The sequence below is a fragment of the Pseudomonas kribbensis genome, from assembly GCF_003352185.1.
Taxonomy (GTDB): Bacteria; Pseudomonadota; Gammaproteobacteria; order Pseudomonadales; family Pseudomonadaceae; genus Aquipseudomonas; species Aquipseudomonas kribbensis.
In genome coordinates, this window is record NZ_CP029608.1 from 1243957 (window position 1) to 1260161 (window position 16205).

General features: G+C 61.7%; 13 protein-coding genes. 10 read left to right on the forward strand and 3 right to left on the reverse strand.

What is annotated here, in order from left to right; translation table 11 throughout:
* From DLD99_RS05635 to DLD99_RS05645, 3 genes are all read right to left on the reverse strand, one after another.
* Positions 1-834 (reverse strand): DUF4123 domain-containing protein, encoded by an 834-nt coding sequence (locus DLD99_RS05635; protein WP_114881540.1) that lies wholly within the window; start codon positions 832-834, stop codon positions 1-3.
* Positions 819-2897: a type VI secretion system Vgr family protein gene (locus tag DLD99_RS05640; protein ID WP_114881541.1), complete on the reverse strand. Its 2079-nt coding sequence runs from the start codon at positions 2895-2897 to the stop codon at positions 819-821. Before DLD99_RS05640 ends, DLD99_RS05635 begins: the two co-directional genes overlap by 16 nt.
* 128 nt (positions 2898-3025) lie before the next feature.
* The gene (locus DLD99_RS05645; protein WP_007949952.1) at positions 3026-3541 is read right to left on the reverse strand and encodes an Hcp family type VI secretion system effector; all 516 of its coding nucleotides are present in this window, start codon (positions 3539-3541) and stop codon (positions 3026-3028) included.
* A 528-nt stretch (positions 3542-4069) separates the two neighbouring features.
* On the opposite strand from DLD99_RS05645, the gene DLD99_RS05650 reads away from it, so the two are divergent.
* From DLD99_RS05650 to DLD99_RS05695, 10 genes are all read left to right on the forward strand, one after another.
* Positions 4070-5692 (forward strand): methyl-accepting chemotaxis protein, encoded by a 1623-nt coding sequence (locus DLD99_RS05650; protein ID WP_085712799.1) that lies wholly within the window; start codon positions 4070-4072, stop codon positions 5690-5692.
* On the forward strand, positions 5692-6228 hold the full coding sequence (locus tag DLD99_RS05655) for a chemotaxis protein CheW (RefSeq protein ID WP_114881542.1): 537 nt from the start codon (positions 5692-5694) through the stop codon (positions 6226-6228). Before DLD99_RS05650 ends, DLD99_RS05655 begins: the two co-directional genes overlap by 1 nt.
* Positions 6225-7502, forward strand: a complete 1278-nt coding sequence (locus DLD99_RS05660) for a CheR family methyltransferase (protein WP_114881543.1) — start codon at positions 6225-6227, stop codon at positions 7500-7502. The genes DLD99_RS05655 and DLD99_RS05660 overlap by 4 nt, the downstream gene beginning before the upstream one ends.
* Positions 7499-8182, forward strand: coding sequence for a chemotaxis protein CheW (locus DLD99_RS05665; RefSeq protein WP_114881544.1), 684 nt, complete (start codon positions 7499-7501; stop codon positions 8180-8182). The genes DLD99_RS05660 and DLD99_RS05665 overlap by 4 nt, the downstream gene beginning before the upstream one ends.
* A complete protein-coding gene (locus DLD99_RS05670; RefSeq protein WP_114881545.1) occupies positions 8179-10473 on the forward strand; it encodes a hybrid sensor histidine kinase/response regulator in 2295 nt (764 codons plus the stop codon). The genes DLD99_RS05665 and DLD99_RS05670 overlap by 4 nt, the downstream gene beginning before the upstream one ends.
* Positions 10470-11480: a chemotaxis response regulator protein-glutamate methylesterase gene (gene cheB / locus DLD99_RS05675; protein ID WP_114881546.1), complete on the forward strand. Its 1011-nt coding sequence runs from the start codon at positions 10470-10472 to the stop codon at positions 11478-11480. Before DLD99_RS05670 ends, cheB begins: the two co-directional genes overlap by 4 nt.
* 48 nt (positions 11481-11528) lie before the next feature.
* Positions 11529-12530 carry a response regulator gene (locus DLD99_RS05680; RefSeq protein WP_085712805.1) on the forward strand — a complete coding sequence of 334 codons (1002 nt, stop codon included), beginning with the start codon at positions 11529-11531 and terminating at the stop codon, positions 12528-12530.
* A 106-nt stretch (positions 12531-12636) separates the two neighbouring features.
* A protein-coding gene (gene prfB / locus DLD99_RS05685) for a peptide chain release factor 2 (protein WP_114881547.1) occupies positions 12637-13732 on the forward strand; the annotation gives its coding sequence in 2 pieces (ribosomal slippage) (positions 12637-12708 and positions 12710-13732; 1095 coding nt in all).
* A 114-nt stretch (positions 13733-13846) separates the two neighbouring features.
* Positions 13847-15349 (forward strand): lysine--tRNA ligase, encoded by a 1503-nt coding sequence (gene lysS / locus DLD99_RS05690; protein ID WP_114881548.1) that lies wholly within the window; start codon positions 13847-13849, stop codon positions 15347-15349.
* A gap of 118 nt (positions 15350-15467) precedes the next feature.
* Complete coding sequence (locus DLD99_RS05695; RefSeq protein ID WP_011332647.1) at positions 15468-16172, forward strand: TetR/AcrR family transcriptional regulator; 705 nt, start codon at positions 15468-15470, stop codon at positions 16170-16172.
* Positions 16173-16205: the final 33 nt, after the last annotated feature.

The window sequence follows — 16205 nt, forward strand, 5'->3', positions numbered from 1 at the left end:
TCAGACTTCCAGTCGTTGTACTTTCTCGAATGCCGGCATCTCGCTGCTCAGCACGTTCATGGCGTCGGTGCGTTCTTGTAAGGGGCTCCGCCTCAATTGCGGCAGCAAGCGCTCAAGATGTCGGCCCTCGTCAATGCCGTGATCTACCAGCAACTGCAAATTTTCCGACACCACAGGTAGTTCACTGTCGGGTAACCCATTGGCTGATTCAGCCTCCCGGGACCTGATCCAATACCACCAGCGGATTTCATCGAACGCGGCAAGCGTGTCGTCGTGCAATTGCAGGGGATACCTGAACTCATCTTTCGCGCCGTTGGCGTCGTGTGGTCGTTCCCAGGTTCGCCAATTCTGATCTTCGACATGAGCCGGCGGCGTATGGACACTTTCCCATGGGCCGTAGAGAGCTTGTGCAGGGGCAGTCATTGCCAATGCGCTCCAGAAAGCCGGGTCGTAGAACCGCGCCAGAGAGTCTCCGTAGGATTGGGAGTTCATTCGCAACAGACGACGGGCATGCAGTAAGGCATTTGCCGGTGTATCGCTGGAGGTCAGAAGCATGCCTGAACGATTCTCCCGGCATAGTTCAATGGCCTTGGTTGCTGCGGCGCTTCCCGGTTTCAATTGAAGCCAAAGCGGGCTGACATCATTCATTTCAGAAAAAGGCGTGTCCTGAAACAGTTTTTCCACTCCGTTCAGGTCGGATTGCTGATAGAGCTGCTCGAGGGCGTGGGGCTGGCGGACACTGTCGATAATGCAATACAGAGAACGGCTTCCACCGCTGCTCGAAGGCGCTGCGGCTACTGGTATTTCAAGGAATTGACTCAGCCATGCAGACATGGGCAAACCTCTCGTGAGCAAGCGCCGTTGGATTGCTTTCCGCAGACAGGAACAAGGGGAAGGCCTTGCATGCTTTTTCGTACAAACGGATTGAGCATGGCCGGCACCAACAACTTCCCGGCCTTATCCGTATCCGCCTGCTTCAACGGCCCCGGCATCAATGGCGCCGCCCCCGTGCCGCTCCCCGGCCCACCGCCTGAATTGATATTGATCGCCGGCCCGCTCATGGTCACGCCGCCGCCATCGATCTTGATAAAGCTGCCGCCACCGACCAGCGTCAGTTCGGCGCCGGCCTCCAGCACCACTTTCATCCCGCTGCTCAGGTGGATTTCCTGGCCGGCGTCGATGAATTGCCCGGTGCCGATCTTGATGTGCTGGTTCACGCCCACGGTGAGGTGGTCGTTGGCGCGGGCTTCGACTTTGCGATCTTCGTAGACGGTGTGGTGTTCTTCGGCCTTGAATTCCGTGTAGCTGTTTTTTTCCACGACGTCGTGGCGTTCGTTGCCGACGCGGATTTTCTGGTCGTGTTCGATGTTCTCGTCCCAGTCGCGCTGGGCGTGGAGGAAGATCTGTTCCTGGCCTTTCTTGTCTTCGATGCGCAGTTCGTTGAAGCCACCACCGCCCATCGAGCTCAGGGTCTTGAAGGTGGTGCGGGTCTTGTTCGCCGGCAGGGCGTAGGGAACGGTGTTTTCCTTGTGGTACAGGCAGCCGCTGATCAGCGGCTGGTCGGGGTCGCCTTCGAGGAAGGTCACCAGCACTTCCATGCCGATGCGCGGGATGGCGATGCCGCCGTACTGGGCGCCGGCCCAGGCGGAAGACACGCGCAGCCAGCAACTGGTCTTGTCGTCGGCCAGGCCGTCGCGGTCCCAGTGGAACTGGACTTTGACGCGGCCGTATTCGTCGCAGTGGATTTCCTGGCCTTGCGGGCCGGTGACCACGGCGCTCTGGCTGCCGAGGATGCGCGGTTTCGGGTGGCGCAGGGGCGGGCGGTTCGGCACGTCCCACGGGGTGGCCTGGAAGCGGTTGCGGTAGCCCTGATGGAAATCGTCTTTCAGCGCGGTGGTGTCACTGGTGACCGACTCTTCCAGCACCTGCGGCTGCTTGCCTTCGTGGTGGACTTCGGTGAGCAGCCACAGGTCATTCCACTTGGCTTTCGGGTGTTCTTTCAGCGCGAGGAAATGGCCGCTGACCAGCAGCGGCTGGTCGCTCTTGCCTTCGGCGAGCTGGAAGTCGCTGCGATGGCGTTCAAGGGCGCGTTTGGCCAGGTGTTTGCCGCGTTCGCGGTCGACGAAACGGCCCGGGTAATCGTAGTCCTCGAGGTCGGGCAGGGCGTCGCCGCGGTTTTCGCTCTCTAACGTGATCCGTGGTTTTTCGAAGTCGTAATCGCGGCGGGTGGTGCGGCTGGTGCGGGTTTCCAGGCGCAGGTCGAAGCGCTTGATCACCGGGTCGCTGGCGACCATGCCGGAGTCCTGCTGATAGGCCACCGGCGCCAGTTTGTGGAACACCGTCTGGTCATCGCCGAACACCAGTTTGTGCGCCGTGGCACTGTGCTGGAAGTGGTAGTGAATGCCTTCTTCTTCGCACAGGCGCTGGATGAAATGCAGGTCCGATTCGTCGTACTGCACGCAGTAGATACGCTCGGGGTAGATCGAACCGGTCTGGAATTCATAGGCGTTGCCCTGGATGCCATGTTCTTCGAGGACCTTGCCGATGATTTTCGGCACGCTGAGGTTCTGGAAGATCCGCTGGTTGATCCGGTGCGCCAGGTACGAAAGTTGCGGGCGCAGGGTCACGGAGTAGCGCGTCAGGCGCTTGCCGGAATCGCCTTGCGCGGCGCGGTCGATCAGGCCGTGGATGCCGCTGCCGTCGGGCGACAGCTGCAGGAAGGCCGGTTTGTGCAGCAGGGTTTCGAGGTCCAGCGACGGCTGCTCACTGACCAGCTCCACCTCGAAGGCAAACGGCTGGCTGATGGCTTCCCGACCGGTGAGGGTAAACACCTGGAAATCGGCGGAAAGCCCTTCGATGGTCAGGGCAAAGTGGGTTTCATTGGCCGGCGCGAACATCCCTTGTTCCTCGTGCTGTACAGCGGCGTTCGTCGACCGCAAGAGCGGTCAACGCGCGCGAAATTCTGGAGGGGCGTAAACAACATCGACCAGCAGAGCTGGCCGATGCTTGAAACGATCAGCCGTAATTAAACGACTGGAGCACGCCAGTCATCGGAACCCGAAGTACCGGATACTTCGTGGGTCCAGGTGATTTTGCGGTAGGTGAACTGCACTTCTTCCAGGTGGGTGAAGTGCGCGTTGCCTGGATCCTGGCAGTTGTGCATTTTGTTGTTGATGGCGACGATGATCGCGTCTTCCAGTTTGGTGGTGTAGTAGTGCTCTTGGGTACCTTGAGCCGAGGTGCGGTACCACTGGATAACGATTTCGCTCATGCGCTCGCCGGAGGTCAGAGCGGCTTGCAGCAGAGGCGAAGCCTTGTCGTAGACCTTGGTGATCACGACTGGCTTGTGCACGCGCTGACCGGTTGGCTGACCGGATTGCGGGTCACGCGGGATGATCACGTCGTGGGTGAAAGCCTGAACCATGACCTGGTCTTCGTGGCCTTCCTGGTAGGTGTTGCCAACGGAGTCGGCAGTGAAGGCGCCGGCAGTGATCAGGCCTTGTTTTTCGCCGGTAACCGACATGTACGCTGGTGTTGCCATGGGAGGTGCTCCTTGCGGATAAAGTTAGGGTGCCCGGGAGGCGAAATCGCCCGGTGGGTGCCAAAGCTATATCAAGGACCGTGCCAGGTTTTCCAAAGTCTCCGTGATACGGGGCTGAAACTGCTGTTTAGTGCATGTTTCAAGATGTTTCATGCCAATTTAAGGCCAAAAGTGCGCAACTTCTTGCGCAGTGGTGTGCAAGAAGTTGCGCACTTGGCTACAGGCAACGGAACCCGGGGGCTGTAGCGAAATCAGGCGGCGATTTTGCGAAACAAGTGCGCAAGAAGTTGCGCACCATGGCACATGGCTATGTCGGTGCCAGACCTCTCCGTTGCAGAAATGGCCAATCCATCGCCCCTTTTTGCCATTGCGCCACTGGCACGTTGCCCTGCGATTCCTTGAAAGTCCTTATCCAGAGCCTATCCCGTTTACGCTCGGGCGGCGCGAGCGCGGCAAACCGTCTTATAAATGAAACACCGCCCTCAGCTATACTCCCCCGCAATTTCGATCTGGCCCCGAGGACTGACTGTGAAGAACTGGACGTTGCGCCAACGCATTTTGGCGAGCTTTGCGGTGATTATCGCCATCATGCTGTTGATGGTGGTCGTCTCGTATTCACGGTTGTTGAAGATCGAAGCGGGCGAGCAGAGCGTGCGTCAGGACGCAGTGCCGGGTGTGTATTTCAGCTCGATGATTCGCAGTGCCTGGGTCGACAGCTATCTGCAGACTCAAGAGTTGCTGGGCCTGAAAAAAGGCCAGGGAATCAGTGCCGAAGACGCCGCGGACTTCAAGTCTTTCGAAGCGCGCCTCAACGAACAGATGGGCAATTACGAAAGCACTGTCACCACCGCTGAAGACCGGGCCGAGTACACCGTGTTCAAGCAGGACGTGCTCAACTACAACAAGATTCAGGCGCAGGTGCTCGACCTGCATGTGCGCAACCAGGAGGACGCGGCCGCGAAGTTGTTCAATGAACAACTGACCCCGGCCTGGACCGCAGGCCGCATGAAACTCAACGACATCATTCGCGAGAACAAGGCCGTTGCCGATGAAGCCATGAACAACATCGACGACGCGGTCGCGGCGGCGAAAGTCAGCATGGGCATCTCCCTGCTGGTGGCCGTGCTGGCCGCCGGTCTGTGCGGTCTTCTGCTGATGCGCGCGATCATGGCCCCGATGAACCTGCTCGTGCGGATTCTCGACACCATGCGCACCGGCGATCTGAGTTCGCGCCTGAACCTGGGCCGCAAGGACGAATTCAACGCTGTGGAAACCGGCTTCAACGACATGATGACCGAGCTCACCTCGCTGGTGTCCCAGGCCCAGCGCTCGTCGGTGCAGGTCACCACTTCGGTGACCGAGATTGCCGCTACCTCCAAACAGCAGCAGGCCACCGCCACCGAAACTGCCGCCACCACCACCGAAATCGGCGCAACGTCCCGCGAGATCGCGGCGACCTCCCGCGACCTGGTGCGCACCATGACCGAAGTCTCCACCGCTGCCGATCAGGCTTCGGTGCTCGCCGGTTCCGGGCAGCAGGGCCTGGCACGCATGGAAGACACCATGCACTCGGTGATGGGTGCAGCGGATCTGGTGAACGCCAAACTGGCGATCCTCAACGAGAAGGCCGGCAACATCAATCAGGTCGTCGTGACCATCGTCAAGGTGGCCGACCAGACCAACCTGCTGTCCCTGAACGCGGCGATCGAAGCGGAGAAGGCCGGGGAGTACGGTCGCGGTTTTGCCGTGGTCGCCACCGAAGTGCGGCGTCTGGCGGATCAGACGGCTGTCGCGACTTACGACATCGAACAGATGGTCCGCGAGATCCAGTCGGCGGTGTCCGCCGGGGTGATGGGCATGGACAAGTTCTCCGAAGAAGTGCGTCGCGGCATGGCCGAAGTGCAGCAAGTCGGCGAGCAGCTGTCGCAGATCATCCATCAGGTGCAGGCGCTGGCGCCGCGAGTGTTGATGGTCAACGAAGGCATGCAGGCCCAGGCCACCGGTGCCGAGCAGATCAACCACGCGCTGGTGCAACTGGGTGATGCCAGCAGCCAGACGGTCGAGTCGTTGCGTCAGGCCAGTTTCGCCATCGACGAACTGAGCCAGGTGGCCGTGGGCCTGCGCAGCGGCGTTTCGCGATTCAAAGTCTGATGAGCGAAATCATCGCCAAACGCAGCGCTGCACCGGTGGCGAAGCAGGCGTTGTTCCTGCTGTTTCGCATCGGCAACGAACGCTACGCTCTGCGCGCCACGGAAGTGGCGGAAGTGCTGCCACGCCTGCCGCTGAAACCGATTGCCCGGGCGCCGCACTGGGTGGCGGGGGTGTTCGCCTATCGCGGCTCGGTGGTGCCGGTGATCGACCTCAGTGCCCTGACGTTCGGCCAACCAGCCGAGGCGCGCACCAGCACGCGACTGGTGCTGGTGCATTACCGCGCCGACGATTCGCAACCCTCGCAATGGCTCGGGCTGATCCTCGAGCAGGCCACCGACACCCTGCGTTGCAACCCGGATGATTTCCAGCCCTACGGCCTCGACAATCGTCAGGCGCCGTACCTCGGTCCGGTGCGTGAAGACGCCAAGGGGCTGGTGCAATGGGTGCGGGTCAACGATTTGCTGGACGATACGGTGCGCCCGCTGCTGTTCCCGACGCCGCCGCTGGATCCGGCGCGGCTTGAGGATCTGCCATGAGCAGCGACCAGCGCTTCTTCGATTTCCTCAAGGAACGCATCGGTCTCGACGTCGCTTCGGTAGGGCCGGCAATCATCGAGCGAGCGGTGCGCCAGCGGATCATCCTGGCGCAAATGGTCACGGCCGATGAATATTGGCAAACACTGCAAGGTTCGCGGGACGAACAGCAGGCATTGATCGAGGCGGTGATCGTCCCCGAAACCTGGTTTTTCCGTTACCCGGAATCCTTCGCCACCCTGGGCAAACTGGCGCGCAAACGCCTGGCCGAGCTGAACAACATGCGGGCGCTGCGCATTCTCAGCCTGCCGTGTTCCACCGGTGAAGAACCCTATTCGATTGCCATGGCGTTGCTCGATGCGGGCCTCAAGCCCCATCAGTTCAAGGTCGATGGCATGGACGTCAGTCCTCTGTCGGTGGACAAGGCGCGGCGGGCGTTGTACGGCAAGAACTCGTTTCGCGGTCAGGAACTGGACTTTCGCGAGCGGCATTTTTTCGCCGAGAACGACGGTTATCGGGTGAATGAAATCGTCCGTGAGCAGGTGCGTCTGCAGGTCGGCAACGTGCTCGATCCCTCATTGCTGGTCAGCGAACCGCCGTTCGATTTCGTGTTCTGCCGCAACCTGTTGATCTATTTCGATCAGCCGACCCAGCAGCAGGTATTCGCCGTGCTCAAGCGCTTGACCCACGTCGACGGCGTGCTGTTTATCGGCCCCGCCGAGGGCAGTCTGCTCGGAAGGCTGGGCATGCGTTCGATCGGGATTCCGCAGTCTTTCGCGTTCAGTCGCCACAGCGATCCGCAGCCCGAACCGCTGCCGATGCCGGTCGCTCTCCCGACCCCGTTGCCCGTGCGCCAACCGGTGCGCAGCACGCCACCGCCGCCAGTGCGCAATCGCCCGTTTGCCGCTGTGACGCCGTTGCCCGCCACCGCCAAAAGCCCGAATCCCGACGCGGCGAGCCTGCTGGCCAACATCGCCGCCCTGGCCAACGAAGGCAAAAGCGCCGAGGCCCGGGCCGCGTGCGAACAGTATTTGCGCAGTCATGAACCGGTGGCCCAGGTGTTCTACTGGCTCGGGCTGCTCAGTGATGTCGCCGGCTCTGCTCTCGAAGCCCAGAGCTACTATCGCAAAGCCTTGTACCTCGAACCGCAACACCCCGAAGCCTTGATGCACCTGGCCGCGCTGCTGCAGGCCCAGGGCGACACGGCCGGTGCCAGACGATTGCAGGAGCGCGCCGCCCGCAGCGGCCGAACCGCCGACAGTGAGCGTAAACGATGATCCCGTCCGACACCTTGAACGTCACCCACGAAGACGCCCGGGCCATCGACGATTGCTGGAACCGCATCGGCATCCACGGCGACAAGTCTTGCCCGTTGCTGGAAGAACACATTCATTGCCGCAATTGTTCGGTGTATTCCGCTGCTGCCACGCGCCTGCTCGACCGTTATGCGTTGCAGCAGGACGAGCGCGATCCGGTGGCGACCCAGGCCGAAGCCGAGCTGAAAACCCGTTCGCTGCTGATGTTCCGTCTTGGCGAAGAATGGCTCGGACTGGCCACTCGCAGTCTGGTGGAGGTCGCACCGTTGCAGGCGATTCACTCCTTGCCGCACCAGCGCTCCCGGGCCTTGCTCGGCGTGGCGAACGTGCGCGGAGCGCTGGTGGCGTGCCTGTCGCTGGTCGAACTGCTCGATCTCGACGGTAACGCCGCCCCGGCGACCGGCGCGCGGGTCATGCCGCGCATGCTGATCATCGCCGCCCAGGGTGGGCCGGTGGTGGTGCCGGTGGACGAAGTCGACGGGATTCACGCCATCGACGAACGAATCCTCGATGCCGCGTCGCGTTCCGGGGCGCAGGCCAGTGCCAAATACACCCGAGGCGTGTTGCCTTTCAAAGGTCGCAGCCTGCGTTGGCTGGATGAAGAACAGCTGTTGTCCGCCGTGTCCCGGAGCCTTACATGACCCCCGAGCAAATGCGCGACGCCTCCCTGCTGGAGCTGTTCAGCCTTGAAGCCGAAGCCCAGACCCAGGTCCTGAGTGCCGGGCTGCTGGCGCTGGAACGCAATCCGACCCAGGCCGATCAGCTTGAGTCGTGCATGCGAGCGGCGCACTCATTGAAAGGCGCGGCGCGGATCGTCGGCATCGACAGCGGCGTCAGCGTTGCCCACGTGATGGAAGATTGTCTGGTCAGTGCGCAGGAAGGGCGGCTGTTCCTGCGCCCGGAGCATATCGACGCGCTGTTGCAGGGCACCGATTTGCTGATGCGCATCGCCACCCCGGCCAATGGCCCGCAACCCGCGGACATCGAGGCTTACGTGGCGTTGATGGGTGGTTTGCTCGACCCGGCGGCTCCGGCCGTGGTGGCCGCCGCTCCGAGCGCACCACCGATGGCCGAGTTGCAGCTTCAGCCACCGCCAGTGGTTGAGCCGGCACCCGTTGAAATCCCCGTCGAAGTGGCCGAGCCAGAGCCTGCACCGCGCAAGAGCAAACGCACCACCGAAGGTGGCGAGCGGGTGCTGCGGGTCACTGCCGAACGCCTGAACAGCCTGCTCGATCTGTCGAGCAAATCCCTGGTGGAAACCCAGCGTCTCAAACCGCACCTGGCCACCATGCAGCGCCTCAAGCGCATGCAGAACAACGGCCTGCGGGCGCTGGAAAGTCTCAACGTGCATCTCAAGGAGCATGCCCTGAGCCTTGAAGCTCAAGAGGCGCTGGAAGATGCACGACGACTGCTCGCTGAATCCCAACAATTGCTGGCGGAGAAAAACGCCGAACTCGACGAGTTTGCCTGGCAAGCGAGCCAACGCGCGCAGGTGCTCTACGACACCGCGCTGGCCTGCCGCATGCGGCCGTTCGCCGACGTGCTGTCTGGCCAGGTGCGGATGGTGCGCGACCTCGGTCGCAGCCTCGGCAAGCAGGTGCGACTGGAGATTGAGGGCGAGAAAACCCAGGTCGATCGCGATGTGCTGGAAAAACTCGAAGCGCCGTTGACGCACCTGCTGCGTAACGCGGTCGATCATGGTATCGAAACACCGGAAGAACGCCTGCTCAAAGGCAAGCCCGAGGAAGGGTTGATCCGTCTGCGTGCCTCGCATCAGGCCGGCCTGCTGGTGCTGGAGTTGAGCGATGACGGCAACGGTGTGGATCTGGAAAAGGTCCGCCATAGCATCGTCGAGCGTCAGTTGTCGCCAGCGGAAACTGCCGCTCAATTGAGCGAAGAAGAGCTGCTGACGTTCCTGTTCCTGCCGGGTTTCAGTCTGCGCGACAAGGTCACCGAGGTGTCCGGTCGTGGCGTCGGCCTCGATGCCGTTCAGCACATGGTCCGCCAGTTGCGTGGGGCCGTGGTGCTGGAGCAGACGGCGGGCGAGGGCAGTCGCTTCCATCTCGAAGTGCCGCTGACCCTGTCGGTGGTTCGCAGTCTGGTGGTGGAAGTCGGCGACGAGGCCTATGCCTTCCCGTTGGCGCACATCGAGCGCATGTGCGATCTGGCGCCGGACGACATCGTACAGGTCGAAGGACGCCAGCACTTCTGGCACGAAGGCCGACATGTGGGGCTGGTCGCGGCCAGTCAGTTGCTGCAGCGCCCGGCGAGCCAGAACAGCGGCGACACGCTGAAAGTCGTGGTGATCCGTGAGCGCGATGCGATCTACGGCGTTGCGGTCGAACGCTTCATCGGCGAGCGCACGCTGGTGGTGCTACCGCTGGACGAGCGGCTGGGCAAGGTACAGGACATTTCCGCCGGGGCCTTGCTCGACGATGGCTCGGTGGTGTTGATCGTCGACGTCGAAGACATGCTGCGCTCGGTGGATAAATTGCTGAACACCGGGCGTCTGGAACGCATCGCCCGCCATGGCAATCAGGCCGCAGAAGCCGCGCGCAAACGGATTCTGGTGGTCGATGACTCGCTCACCGTGCGCGAACTGCAACGCAAGCTGCTGCTCAATCGCGGCTATGACGTGGCCGTTGCGGTAGACGGTATGGACGGTTGGAACGCCCTGCGCTCCGAGGATTTCGATCTGTTGATCACCGACATCGACATGCCGCGCATGGACGGTATCGAACTGGTGACGCTGCTGCGTCGCGACAATCGCCTGCAATCGCTGCCGGTGATGGTGGTGTCCTACAAGGATCGCGAAGAAGACCGGCGCCGTGGACTGGATGCCGGGGCGGACTATTATCTGGCCAAGGCCAGTTTTCATGACGATGCCCTGCTCGACGCAGTGGTTGAGCTCATCGGAGGAGCGCGGGCATGAAGATCGCAATCGTCAACGACATGCCCCTGGCGGTGGAGGCCCTGCGCCGGGCGCTGGCCTTCGAGCCGGCGCATCAGGTGGTATGGGTCGCCAACAACGGCGCCGAAGCGGTGCGCCTGTGCGCGGAAAACACCCCGGACCTGATCCTGATGGACCTGATCATGCCAGTGATGGATGGCGTCGAGGCCACCCGCCGAATCATGGCCGAGAGCCCCTGCGCCATCGTCATTGTCACGGTCGACCGCCAGCAGAACGTGCACCGGGTGTTCGAAGCCATGGGCCACGGCGCGCTGGATGTGGTCGACACCCCGGCCCTTGGCGCCGGCAATGCCCAGCAGGCGGCCGCGCCACTGTTGCGCAAGATTCTGAATATCGGCTGGCTGATCGGCGAGAAAACCGCTCGCGCCCGCCCGGCCCAGACAACGCCGCGCAGTTCGGCGTCGTGCCAGCGGCTGGTGGCGATCGGCTCGTCAGCGGGCGGGCCGGCGGCGCTGGAGGTTTTGCTCAAAGGCCTGCCGCGCAACTTTTCTGCGGCCATCGTGCTGGTGCAGCATGTCGATCAGGTGTTCGCCGCCGGCATGGCTGAATGGCTGGCCAGTGCCAGCGGCCTCGATGTGCGGCTGGCCCGGGAGGGCGAGCCGCCGCAGGCCGGCGCGGTGTTGCTGGCCGGCACCAATCATCACATCCGGCTACTCAAGAACGGCACGCTGGCCTACACCGCCGAGCCGGTCAACGAGATCTACCGCCCCTCGATCGACGTGTTTTTCGAAAGCGTCGCCAATTACTGGAACGGTGACGCAGTAGGGGTTTTATTGACCGGGATGGGACGCGACGGGGCTCAAGGGCTTAAGCTCATGCGCCAACAGGGTTACCTGACCATCGCGCAGGATCAGCAAAGCAGTGCGGTGTACGGCATGCCCAAGGCCGCCGCGGCCATCGATGCAGCCGTAGAAATCCGTCCACTGGAAAAGATAGCGCCACGATTGCTGGAGATTTTCCCCAAATGAACGCATTACTCCGCAATCCAGGCCCCCGCAGCACTCAGGTGACCGCCCATGAATGACTTACAGATCGATGACATCAAAACCGACGAGAACGCCGCCATGGTGTTGTTGGTGGACGATCAGGCGATGATCGGCGAAGCCGTGCGCCGCGGGCTGTCGAATGAAGAGAACATCGACTTTCACTTCTGCTCCGACCCGCATCAGGCCGTGGCCCACGCCGTGCGGATCAAGCCGACCGTCATCCTCCAGGATCTGGTGATGCCTGGCCTCGACGGCCTGAGCCTGGTGCGCGAATACCGCAATCACCCCGCGACCAAGGACATTCCGATCATCGTCCTCTCGACCAAGGAAGACCCGCTGATCAAAAGCGCGGCGTTCTCCGCCGGGGCCAACGATTACCTGGTGAAGCTGCCGGACAACATCGAGCTGGTGGCGCGCATCCGTTATCACTCGCGCTCCTACATGACCCTGCTGCAACGGGACGCGGCCTATCGTGCGTTGCGGGTCAGTCAGCAGCAACTGCTCGACACCAACCTGGTGCTGCAGCGCCTGATGAACTCCGATGGCTTGACCGGGCTGTCCAACCGCCGGCACTTCGACGAGTACCTGGAGCTGGAATGGCGCCGCTCGCTGCGTGACCAGAGCCAGTTGTCGTTGCTGATGATCGACGTCGATTACTTCAAGTCCTACAACGACACCTTCGGCCACGTCGAAGGTGACGAGGCCCTGCGCAAGGTCGCCACGGCGATCCGCGAGGCCAGCGCCCGACCGTCGGACCTGCCGGCGCGTTATGGCGGCGAAGAATTTGCGCTGGTGCTGCCCAACACCTCGCCGGGCGGGGCGCGGCTGGTGGCGGAGAAACTGCGCCAGACCGTGGCGGCGCTGAAGATTCCGCACAATGCCCCGGCCGAAGGGGCGAGCCTGACCATCAGCATCGGCCTGGCAACCATGGTGCCGGAGGCGGGCAGCGACTGCCGGTTGCTGATCTCGGCGGCGGACCGTGGCTTGTATCTGGCGAAGAACAACGGGCGCAACCAGGTGGGGATCGAATGAACCATCGGGTTCATTCGCCTCAAGAGCCGCCAGACGGGCTGCCGTGACAGCTTGATTACGTTATACTCGCCGGCTTTCAAAAGTTCGCCAACGAGTGCTGCCCGTCATGGAAATCAATCCGATCCTGAACACCATCAAGGACCTGTCCGAGCGCTCCGAATCTATTCGGGGGTATCTTTGACTACGATCAAAAGCATGAGCGTCTGATCGAAGTCAATCGCGAGCTTGAAGATCCTGCAGTCTGGAACAAACCTGAATACGCCCAGGAACTGGGCCGCGAGCGCTCGGCGCTGGCGCAGATCGTCGACACTCTGGACGAGCTGGCCACCGGCCTGGCCGATTCCCGCGAGCTGCTCGACATGGCCGTCGAAGAGAACGACGAAGGCGCCGTGAACGACGTCGTCGAAGTCCTTCAAGGTCTCGAAGAGTCCCTGGCCAAGCTGGAATTCCGTCGCATGTTCAGCGGCGAGATGGACCCGAACAACGCCTACCTGGACATCCAGGCCGGTTCCGGCGGCACCGAAGCCCAGGACTGGGCCAACATCCTGCTGCGCATGTACCTGCGCTGGGCCGACAAACGCGGTTTCGATGCGACCATCATGGAGCTGTCGGCCGGTGAAGTCGCCGGGATCAAGGGTGCCACCGTTCACATCAAGGGCGAATACGCCTTCGGCTGGCTGCGTACCGAGATCGGCGTGCACCGTCTGGTGCGCAAGAGCCCGTTCGACTCCGGCAACCGTCGCCACACCTCGTTCTCCGCGGTTTTCGTCTCGCCAGAGATCGACGACAAGGTGGAAATCGAAATCAACCCGGCAGACCTGCGGATCGACACCTATCGTTCCTCCGGTGCCGGTGGTCAGCACGTAAACACCACCGACTCGGCCGTACGTATCACCCACGTACCGACCAACACCGTGGTCAGCTGTCAGAACGAACGTTCCCAGCACGCCAACAAGGACACCGCCATGAAAATGCTGCGGGCCAAGTTGTACGAGCAGGAAATGCAGAAGCGCAACGCGGCGTCCCAGGCGCTGGAAGACACCAAGTCGGACATCGGCTGGGGTCACCAGATCCGTTCGTACGTGCTCGATGCCTCGCGGATCAAGGATCTGCGTACCAACATCGAACGCAGCGACTGCGACAAGGTGCTCGACGGCGACATCGACGAATACCTGGAAGCCAGCCTGAAATCGGGGCTGTAAAGACGCAATACAGGATCGCTGATTCAACGCGATCCCTGTAGGAGCCAGCCCTGCTGGCGATCCCCGGGCCGCAAGGCCCGGGGGCAACGAACCTGTGATGGAATATTTAAAGACATGAGCGACCAACAACTCGACCCGCAAGCCCTGCAACAGGAAGAAAACTCCCTGATCGCCCTGCGCAAGGAAAAGCTTGCTGCCGAGCGCGCCAAGGGCAATGCCTTCCCGAACGACTTCCGCCGCGACAACTACTGCGAAGCACTGCAGAAACAGTACGCGGACAAGACCAAGGAAGAGCTGGCAGAGGCTGCGATCCCGGTCAAGGTTGCAGGTCGCATCATGCTCAACCGTGGCTCGTTCATGGTGATCCAGGACATGACCGGTCGCATCCAGGTCTACGTCAACCGCAAGACCCTGTCCGAAGACACCCTGGCCGCGGTGAAAACCTGGGACATGGGCGACATCATCGCCGCCGAAGGCACCCTGGCCCGTTCCGGCAAGGGTGACCTGTACGTCGAGATGACCAGCGTGCGCCTGCTGACCAAATCCCTGCGCCCGCTGCCGGACAAGCACCACGGCCTGACCGACACCGAACAGCGCTACCGTCAGCGTTACGTTGACCTGATCGTCAACGAAGACGTGCGCCAGACTTTCCGCGTGCGTTCGCAAGTGATCGCGCACATCCGCAGCTTCCTGATGAAGCGCGACTTCCTCGAAGTCGAAACGCCGATGCTGCAGACCATTCCTGGCGGCGCCGCAGCCAAGCCGTTCGAAACCCACCATAACGCGCTGGACATGGAAATGTTCCTGCGTATCGCTCCAGAGCTGTACCTGAAGCGTCTGGTGGTTGGCGGCTTCGAAAAAGTGTTCGAGATCAACCGCAACTTCCGTAACGAAGGCGTTTCGACTCGTCACAACCCTGAATTCACCATGTTGGAGTTCTACCAGGCTTACGCCGACTACGAAGACAACATGGACCTGACCGAAGAACTGTTCCGTGAGCTGGCGCAGCTGGTTCTGGGCAGCACCGACGTGCCGTACGGCGACAAGGTGTTCCACTTCGGCGAGCCGTTCGTGCGCCTGTCGGTGTTCGACTCGATCCTCAAGTACAACCCCGAGCTGACCGCCGATGACCTGAACGACATCGACAAGGCCCGCGACATCGCCAAGAAGGCCGGTGCCAAGGTGCTGGGCTTCGAAGGTCTGGGCAAGCTGCAGGTGATGATTTTCGAAGAGTTGGTCGAGCACAAGCTGGAACAGCCGCACTTCATCACTCAGTACCCGTTCGAAGTGTCGCCGCTGGCCCGTCGCAACGACGACAACCCGAACGTCACCGACCGCTTCGAACTGTTCATCGGCGGCCGTGAAATCGCCAACGCCTACTCCGAGCTGAACGACGCGGAAGACCAGGCCGAGCGCTTCATGGCCCAGGTGGCCGACAAGGACGCCGGCGACGACGAAGCCATGCACTACGACGCCGACTTCGTTCGCGCGCTGGAGTACGGCATGCCGCCAACGGCCGGTGAAGGTATCGGTATCGACCGTCTGGTGATGTTACTGACCAACTCGCCGTCGATCCGCGACGTGATCCTGTTCCCGCACATGCGGCCGCAAGCGTAAGTGTTTCAATAAAAAAGCCGCCTGAAATGGGCGGCTTTTTATTGCCTGTCTGGTACAAACGTATCAAATGGTTACTTTTGAAAAAAACAACAGAGGAAGTCCTGTCGTGATCGGTGCAATGGCTCAAGAGGGTGCAGCGGGTATCGCCACTGCGGTCGCTGAAAGTGTTCAGTACCAGGGCCGCAAGGCCAGCCGACAGGGCAGCGAGCAGCGTCGGCAGGACATTCTCGATGCGGCGATGCGCATTGTCGTGCGCGACGGCGTACGGGCCGTGCGTCACCGTGCGGTGGCGGCCGAGGCCGGTGTGCCGTTGTCGGCCACCACCTATTATTTCAAGGACATCGATGACCTGCTCACCGATACCTTCGCCCAATACGTCGAACGCAGCGCGGCCTACATGGCCAAGCTGTGGATCAACAACGAAGGCCTGCTGCGGGAAATGGTGGTCAGCGGCGACGGCAGCCCGGAATCGCGCTCGCAATTGGCTGACGACATCGCCCGGTTGATGGCCGACTACGTGCACCGGCAACTGGTCAACCGCCGCGAGCATTTGATGGCGGAACAGGCGTTCCGTCAGGAAGCGCTGCTCAATCCGCGTCTGGCGGAACTGGTACGTTCCCATCAGCAGATTCTGTTGCAGGGCACCTGCCAGTTGTTCCAGGTGCTGGGCTCCCGCGAGCCGCAGCAGGATGCCAAGGTGTTGACGGCGATTATCGGACGGATGGAATATCAGGGCCTGCTCAACGACGCCGAGCCTTTGGCCGAAGAGGACATGCTCGGTATTCTGACGCGTTATATGCATCTGGTACTCGCGTCGGTGTAACGCTCCCACAGGTCCGGTGGTGAGTTCGGTTCA

Bases quoted from the DNA above. Each gene is read 5' to 3' on its own strand.
- DLD99_RS05635 (WP_114881540.1), bottom strand. From the start codon at position 834: ATGTCTGCATGGCTGAGTCAATTCCTTGAAATACCAGTAGCCGCAGCG.
- DLD99_RS05640 (WP_114881541.1), bottom strand. From the start codon at position 2,897: ATGTTCGCGCCGGCCAATGAAACCCACTTTGCCCTGACCATCGAAGGG.
- DLD99_RS05680 (WP_085712805.1), top strand. From the start codon at position 11,529: ATGAATGACTTACAGATCGATGACATCAAAACCGACGAGAACGCCGCC.
- DLD99_RS05645 (WP_007949952.1), bottom strand. From the start codon at position 3,541: ATGGCAACACCAGCGTACATGTCGGTTACCGGCGAAAAACAAGGCCTG.
- DLD99_RS05655 (WP_114881542.1), top strand. From the start codon at position 5,692: ATGAGCGAAATCATCGCCAAACGCAGCGCTGCACCGGTGGCGAAGCAG.
- DLD99_RS05670 (WP_114881545.1), top strand. From the start codon at position 8,179: ATGACCCCCGAGCAAATGCGCGACGCCTCCCTGCTGGAGCTGTTCAGC.
- DLD99_RS05695 (WP_011332647.1), top strand. From the start codon at position 15,468: ATGGCTCAAGAGGGTGCAGCGGGTATCGCCACTGCGGTCGCTGAAAGT.
- DLD99_RS05665 (WP_114881544.1), top strand. From the start codon at position 7,499: ATGATCCCGTCCGACACCTTGAACGTCACCCACGAAGACGCCCGGGCC.
- lysS (WP_114881548.1), top strand. From the start codon at position 13,847: ATGAGCGACCAACAACTCGACCCGCAAGCCCTGCAACAGGAAGAAAAC.
- DLD99_RS05660 (WP_114881543.1), top strand. From the start codon at position 6,225: ATGAGCAGCGACCAGCGCTTCTTCGATTTCCTCAAGGAACGCATCGGT.
- cheB (WP_114881546.1), top strand. From the start codon at position 10,470: ATGAAGATCGCAATCGTCAACGACATGCCCCTGGCGGTGGAGGCCCTG.